Origin of the sequence: Mycobacterium sp. UM_Kg27, from assembly GCF_000972905.1 — a bacterium.
Classification (GTDB): Bacteria; Actinomycetota; Actinomycetes; order Mycobacteriales; family Mycobacteriaceae; genus Mycobacterium.
Genome location: NZ_JRMM01000193.1, coordinates 1 through 5,911 on the forward strand (window position 1 = coordinate 1; position 5,911 = coordinate 5,911).

The 5,911-nt window shown below is 67.0% G+C and carries 5 protein-coding genes and 1 pseudogene; 1 reads left to right on the top strand and 5 read right to left on the bottom strand.

The features are described 5' to 3' along the window. Nucleotides 1–185, bottom strand: a 185-nt coding sequence (locus LI94_RS24290) for a hypothetical protein (protein WP_152664885.1), incomplete at its 3' end; no start/stop codon positions are given. 76 nt (nt 186–261) lie between these two features. On the opposite strand from LI94_RS24290, the gene LI94_RS19925 reads away from it, so the two are divergent. After that, entirely contained in the window at nt 262–1,881 is a 1,620-nt protein-coding gene (locus tag LI94_RS19925) for a phospho-sugar mutase (RefSeq protein WP_046302291.1), read from the top strand. Between the two features lie 199 nt (nt 1,882–2,080). Here LI94_RS19925 and upp read toward each other — a convergent pair whose 3' ends face one another. The 4 genes and pseudogenes from upp to LI94_RS23965 form a co-directional block, all read right to left on the bottom strand. Further along, nucleotides 2,081–2,704, bottom strand: coding sequence for a uracil phosphoribosyltransferase (upp, locus tag LI94_RS19930; protein ID WP_046302292.1), 624 nt, complete (start codon nt 2,702–2,704; stop codon nt 2,081–2,083). 17 nt (nt 2,705–2,721) lie between these two features. Beyond that, the gene (locus LI94_RS19935; protein ID WP_046302293.1) at nt 2,722–4,116 is read right to left on the bottom strand and encodes a PE-PPE domain-containing protein; all 1,395 of its coding nucleotides are present in this window, start codon (nt 4,114–4,116) and stop codon (nt 2,722–2,724) included. A 4-nt stretch (nt 4,117–4,120) separates the two neighbouring features. Then, nucleotides 4,121–5,536 carry a PE-PPE domain-containing protein gene (locus LI94_RS19940; protein WP_239651281.1) on the bottom strand — a complete coding sequence of 472 codons (1,416 nt, stop codon included), beginning with the start codon at nt 5,534–5,536 and terminating at the stop codon, nt 4,121–4,123. A gap of 165 nt (nt 5,537–5,701) precedes the next feature. After that, nucleotides 5,702–5,911 (bottom strand): annotated as a pseudogene (locus LI94_RS23965) (hypothetical protein); the annotation flags it as partial.

The following is a 5,911-nucleotide window of genomic DNA, read 5'->3' on the forward strand; positions in this document are numbered from 1 at the left end:
AGCAAGCCGCCCAGGGCAGCCACCCGGGCCATCAGCGGCACCAGCGGCGGGTGGTCGAAGTATCCCCACGCCGGGTACTGACCGCAGATGACGTAGTAGAACTCGCCGGTATGCCGAGGTTGAACTTCTCGCCAGCACGGGCGCTGATTCGGCCACCGTTCCCCCCCATTGTCAAGTGATGGCAAACCAGGGGAGCGCAGCAATTAATTAGCCAGCTTATTAGTTATCTCCTGTCGACCGACCGCTTGTCACAATCAACGGGTGACCCCCGAAGACTGGATCGCCCACGACCCCGACCCCGCGACCGCTACGGAACTGCGCGCGTGCAGTCCAGGCGAGTTGGCCACCCGATTCGCGGCACCGCTGCGCTTCGGCACCGCCGGGCTGCGTGGCCCGGTACGGGGTGGACCCGACGCGATGAATCTCGCCGTGGTGCTGCGCGCCAGCTGGGCGGTGGCGCAGGTGCTCGGCGCGCAGCGACGCACGGGCTCGACGGTGGTGGTGGGCGGCGACGCGCGGCACGGCTCGGCGGAATTCACTACTGCGACAGCCGAAGTGCTTGCCGGCGCCGGATTCTCGGTAGTGCTGCTACCCCAGCCCTGCCCGACGCCGGTGGTGGCATTCGCGGTACGCCACACCGGCGCGGCGGCCGGAATCCAGATCACCGCCTCACACAACCCGGCTACCGACAACGGCTACAAGGTGTACTTCGACGGCGGCCTACAGATCGTGTCGCCGACCGACACCGAGATCGAGGCGGCGATGGCCGCCGCTCCCCCCGCTGACACGATCGCCCGCCGCCCTGTTACGCCGGCCGGAGACGAACTCATCGAGCGCTATATCGGGCGAGCCGCGGCGGTGCGGCGGCACGGCGGCCGGATAAGGGTGGCGCTGACGCCGCTGCACGGCGTGGGTGGCAAGGTCGCGGTCGAGGCTTTACGTGCCGCGGGGTTCGCCGATATTCACCCGGTGAAGAGCCAATTCGACCCCGATCCAGACTTTCCCACCGTGGCTTTCCCCAACCCCGAAGAACCCGGCGCCACGGACGCGCTGCTGGCACTGGCCGAAGAGGTCGACGCCGACATCGCGATCGCCCTGGACCCCGACGCTGACCGATGCGCGGTCGGCATCCCTGGCCCGGACGGCTGGCGGATGCTGACCGGCAACGAAACCGGTTGGTTGTTGGGCGATTACCTACTGTCGCGGCTGCCCGCGGGCCCGGCGGCCGGTGTGCTGGTCGCCAGCAGCGTGGTGTCGTCGCGCATGCTGGTGCGCATCGCACAGCGCTACGGCGCCCACCACGCGGAGACGCTGACCGGGTTCAAGTGGCTGGCACGGGCCGACCTGCCACCAGACGGCCCGCCCGGCGTCACCTTGGCCTACGCCTACGAGGAGGCGATCGGCTACTGCGTCGACCCAGATGCTGTGCGCGACAAAGACGGCATCAGCGCCGCGGTCTTGGTCTGCGATCTGGTCGCGGCACTGGCGGGGCGGGGTAGCTCAGTTCCCGAAGCGCTCGACGAACTGGCACGACGGCACGGTGTGCACGTCACCGATGCGGTGTCGCGCCGGGTCACCAGTCCCGCCGAGGCGGTCGCCGTGATGGCCAGGCTACGCGCTGATCCACCGGCCACGCTGGCTGGACTCGCCCTCACCTCAACCGATCTGCTGCACCGCAGTGGACCGGTCACCGACGCGCTGGAGTTCACCGGCGAGAGCGACGGCAGCTCGGTACGCGTGGTGGTGCGACCGTCGGGCACTGAACCGAAACTCAAGTGCTATCTCGAGGTCGCCCGGCCGCCGTCGGATGACCTTGCCGGGGATCGCGCGGAGGCGCAGCGGGTGTGTGAGGCCGTCGCCCTCGCGGCCCGCTCCTGGTAGCGCCTCATTCACTCCATTCGTCACCAGCCGCCACACCCGGCTCACCTGCAACCAGCTCGAGGGGGTGTGATGTTTGGCCGCCTTTGAGCGACAACGGATTGCGAGAGGGTTGACTCCGCCAACGCACCAACACTTGTCGCTCAAAGGCGGGCAACAATCACATACTTGCCCGCCTGTTACGGGCGTGACGGTGGGAATCTCAGCGCGGCCCGAACTGACGATCACCGGCATCGCCCAGACCCGGAACGATATACGCCTCCTCGTTCAGTCCGTCGTCAACGGTGGCGGTGAACAACCGCACGCCCGGTGCCGCTCGTGTCAGTGCCGCAACGCCTTCCGGCGCCGCAACCACACACAGCACCGTGATGTCGGTAGCACCGCGATCGACCAGCAGTCCCAGCGTGTGCACCAGCGAGCCGCCGGTGGCCAGCATCGGGTCGAGGACCATGACCGGGGTAGCGCTCAGATCCGCCGGCAGCGATGCCAGGTAGGGCACCGGTTGATGGGTGGCCTCGTCGCGCGCCACCCCGACGAAACCGACGTCGGCCTCGGGGATCAGGGCCTGTGCGGCTTCGACCATGCCCAGTCCGGCGCGAAGCACCGGCACCAGCAGCGGTGGCCGCGCCAGCCGCGCCCCGCGGGTGTCTGCCAGCGGGGTGCGCACGACGATGTCCTGGCAGAGCGCGTCGCGGGTTGCCTCGTAGACCAGCATCCAGGTCAGCTCGCGCAGAGCCGACCGGAACGCTGCGTTGTCGCTGCGCTCGTCGCGCAGCGCGGTCAGCCACGCTGCGGCCAGCGGGTGGTCGACAACGCACACATCCACGCCCGCGACCCTACGGGTCATGCGCCGAGGAAGTTGAGTATCTCGAAGACCACCGCGCCCATCTCGAGCATCGGCGCAAGCGAGATCAATGGTTCGCCGTTGAACACGGCGTCGGGGCCCAGCCAATCAGCGACGTTCAACGACACCGCCAGCTCGTTCCATGCGTCGAGCAGATGGGCGTCCACGGCGTTGGTGAGGTGGTAGCCGGTCAACAACGCATCGACTAACGAATCCGGCAGCGGCGACTGCCCGGCGAAACCCAACAGCGCATTGACCGGGTCGATGAAGCTGTGCACCGCGGCGTACTGCAGGCCGGCAAGCATCTGCAGCGGATCCATCCGAAGCAGGAAACCGGCGACATCGGAGCCGTCCGCCAGCTGGCCGCCGGCGGTCACCGCCCAAGGCCCCACGGCATCGGTGCCATTGACGCCGACGAACGGATTACCCGGATTGCCGTAGCCCCAGTCGATGATCAGCTTCAGCATGGGCGCCAATGCGTCCCCGATGACTTTGCCGAAATCCCCGAGCTGGTAGAGGGGCCACAGGATCGGCAACTGCTGGGGAATCAGGTAGAAGTCGGTGTCCCCGATCCGGCCGAGGTCGACGGTGTCGGCCAGGTTGTCGAGGTCGACGTAGGAGAAATGCACGGTCGCCGTGCCGATCAGCGCGTTGACCATGGCCAGCAGGTTGGCCGGGTCCTGCGGGAAGTTGGCCAGGCCGTCGTACTCGCCGGTGTAGATATCCGTGTCGAACCCACTGGTCGGGGTGGGTCCGATGCTCAACGGAATGCCCAGGAACGGCAGGTGCACCGGCTGGTCACCCAGCAGTGGATATGCGGGGAAGCGGGTCAGGACGCCGCCGAGCGGGTTGTTGGGGTTGCCGATCAGGACGAAGTGCAGGTTGGCCGGGTCATACCCGGCACCGACCTCGCCGGGTGCTGCCGCGAGCAGGTTGATCATCTCCTGGGTGGAGATGGTGGCGCTCTGCGAGTAGCCGAACACCGTGACGCTTGAGCCGTCGGCGAGCTGCGGCGCCATCGCGGCATGCAAGATCTGCACACCGCTGGCTACCGACTCGGCGAACGTCAGATACGGATTCGGGGGCGGCAGGCACACCAGCGGGCAGAACTGCTCCGGAGTGACCAGGCCTTCGAACTGATAGCCGGGAAAGGTCGGCTGCCCGGGAAACCACGGCGCCCCCGGCTGCAGGAACAGGTCCAACACGGCGTCCAGGTAGCCGCCGACCGTGGGGTCGGGAATGCTGGTCGGCCCCATGATCCAGCCCTCGTTGCCCATCAGCGCAACGTCGTGCCGATCTGCCGCGCCGAGGCTCAGCACCGCCGGCCCGCAGGCCGAGGAGAGCACCGACGCCGCCACGAGCAGGGCGGCCCCCAGCGAGCGCCGGTGCTGCATCGGCTTAAGCGTCGAGCAGGTTGACCAGGCTGAAGCCCACCCCGAGCAGGTCCAGCAGCGGCTGGGCCGAGATCAGCGGCGCGCCGTTGAAGATGGCGTCGGGCCCCAGCACGTCGAGGACGTCCCACTGGGTGGCCAGATCGTGCCATCCGGTGAGCAGCGCCTGGTCCAGGCCGAGCGTCAGGTTGTAGCCCGACAGCAGAGTGTCGACGAACGAGTCCGACAGCGGGCCCAGTCCGGCGAAGTCCAGCAGGTTGTTGATGGTGTTGGTCAGGCTCTGCACGCCGGCGTACTGCAGGCCGGCGAGCATCTGCAGCGGGTCCATTCTCAGCAGGAACCCGGCGCCGGTGTCCTCGGACAGCTGGCCCGTCGCGGTGACCGCCCAGGCGCCCGCCGCGCCAAGCGGGTCGACGCCGTTCACGGTGATCCCGGCGTCCGGGGCACCCGGGTTGCCGTAGGACCAGTCGATGACCGTCTTCAGGATCGGCGACAGCGCGTCAGCGGCGAACCTGCCGATGTCGCCGAGGCCGTAGAGCGGCGCAAGGATCGGCAATTCGGCGGTGGGCAGCATGTAGTAGTTGGTGTTGCCGATCGTGCCCAGGTCGATGGCGTTGCTGAGGTTCTCATCGAAGTACGCGTTGTGCACCGCCCCGATGCCCATGATCGCGTTGATCACGGCCAGCAGGTTGGTGGGGTCCTGCGGGAAGACGGCCCAGCCGTCGTATTCGGTGCTGTAGACGTCGGTCGCGAACGGGATGGTCGGAGTTGGTTCGATGCCGAGCGGGATGTTCAGGAACGGAATGTGCTGCATGTTCCCGTCGAACCCGTCCGGGAAGGACAGCCGGGTCAGCATGCCGCTGATGGGGTTGTTCGGGGCACCGATCAGCACGAAGTGCAGGTTCAACGGGTCGTAGTCGCCGCCGGGCGCGTCGGCCAGCAGGTTGTGCATCGCCAGGGTGGCTACGACCGAGCTCTGCGAGAAGCCGAACACCGTGACTTCGTCACCGGCTTCGAGCTGTGGGCGGATCGCAGCCTCGAGGTTGGCCACGCCTTCGGTCAGCGAGTCGCCGAAGTTCAACTGCGGGACGGGCAGCGACTGGCAGACGATCGGGCAGAACTGTTCGGGGGTGGTCAGGCCGTTGAGCGCGTAATCGCCGTACGTCGTCTGCCCGTCGAACCACGGGGTGACCGGTTGGAGGTAGAAAATCCGCACCAGATCCATGTAGTTGCCGATGGTCGGGTCGGCCTGACCGGTGCCGGTCATGATCCATGCCTGGCCGGCCAGCAGCGCGACATCGGCGATCATCTTCTCGACCCGGGCTGCCAACCCAGGACTCAGCAGCGACGCCATTCCGAGGACGACGGCACACAGCGCGGCCAGCACCGTCGCCCCCAGCGGATACACGCGCTTAGCCGTCATCGCAGACCTCCCAGAACGGTTCGAATATGTCATCGGCGATCAATTACGCCCACCTGGCAAGATCACATTAATCTATTAGGCGGCTTTCAGTGTTGACCTTCATTGAGAAAACGCGTGTTGTCAAATCGATGACAACCGGCCTGGCTTTCGCTCAGTGGTGCCGCGTTAAGCACCGAAGAAGTTGAACAGGCTGAAGCCCGCTCCGATGAGATCCAGCAGCCCGTCGCCGGGCACCCCGGCCCCGCTCATCAGGGCGTCCGGGCCCAGCACATCGCCCAGGTTCAGTGCGGTAGCCAGGTCGCGCCAGCCGTCGATCAGCAACTGGTCGATGGAGTTGATCAGGTCGTAGCCGGTGATCTGTCTCTTATACACATC